We start from the raw sequence: 1075 nt of genomic DNA on the forward strand, positions 1-1075 counted from the left end.
TCGTATGCATACGCATACATGCACCGTTGTGCGAACCGGCAGATCGACAGATCAACAGATCGAGAAAGGCACTCCTCATGACGCTCGACCCCGCCGCCTACCTCCCCTACAAGGACCCCGACGACTTCATCCGCGAGGTCACCGACCGCATCTGGGTCAACCGGGACATCTCCTACATCGTCGACAACTACGAGCCGGACTCGATCGTCCACACGAGCCTGGGCACCGTGGTGGGCCGCGACGGCGTGATCGAGGGCACGACGATGCGCATGGGCAGCACGCCCGGCCACATCGGCCAGGCCGAGGACGTGGTGTGGGAGGCGCGCGGCAACGACGCCTTCCTCAGCTCGCACCTCGTCTTCTCCGCCGACGAGCACCTGGTCGACGGGCGCAACATCCGCATCCGCAAGCGCACGGTCGCCAACTGTCTCTACCGTCGCGGCCGGATGGTCGAGGAGTGGGTGGTGCGCGACGAGCTGGCCACCTGCCTGCAGCGCGGCACCGACCCCGACGAGGCGGCACGCGAGCTGCGGTTCCAGGGATACAGCGGGTCGATGACCGAGGAGCCGCCGAAGGACGTCCTGCTGGCCGGCGTCAGCGGGCCGCGGCCCGACGAGTACCGTCCCGAGTGCGAGATGGTCCTGGAGTTCATGGACGAGGTGTGGACGCAGCGCCGGCTGCACAAGGTCAACGACTTCATGACGCGTGACCTCTTCCTGCACACCATCGGCGACCGCACCGTCATCCGCCCCGAGCGCTACCAGAGCGACCTGATGGCCATGGTCGCCGCCTTCCCCGACGCCCGCTTCGAGGTCCGGGACGTGCAGACCAACTTCTCGCCGCGCTACGCGGGCCTGCGGGTGGCCGTCACCTGGACCATGCACGGCACCTACCGGGGCACGCCGGACTTCGGACAGCTGACCGACCAGCCGGTGACGGTGCTCGGCGTCTCCCAGTTCCTGATCCAGGACGGCCGCATCGTGCGGGAGTTCCGCGTCTACGACGAGATCTCGCTGCGGGCCCAGATCAACGCCACGCGGGGCGACGGTCCGGCGGTGGAGGCCAACATCTACTG

The 1075-nt window shown here is 67.8% G+C and carries 1 protein-coding gene; it reads left to right on the plus strand.

Annotated elements, in window-relative coordinates; all coding sequences use genetic code 11:
• Positions 1–77 precede the first annotated feature (77 nt).
• A partial coding sequence (locus ACQKIP_RS48080; RefSeq protein WP_365854003.1) for an ester cyclase occupies positions 78–1075 on the plus strand: 998 nt, incomplete at its 3' end.

This window comes from Streptomyces sp. NPDC059900, from assembly GCF_050270335.1.
Lineage (GTDB): Bacteria > Actinomycetota > Actinomycetes > Streptomycetales > Streptomycetaceae > Streptomyces.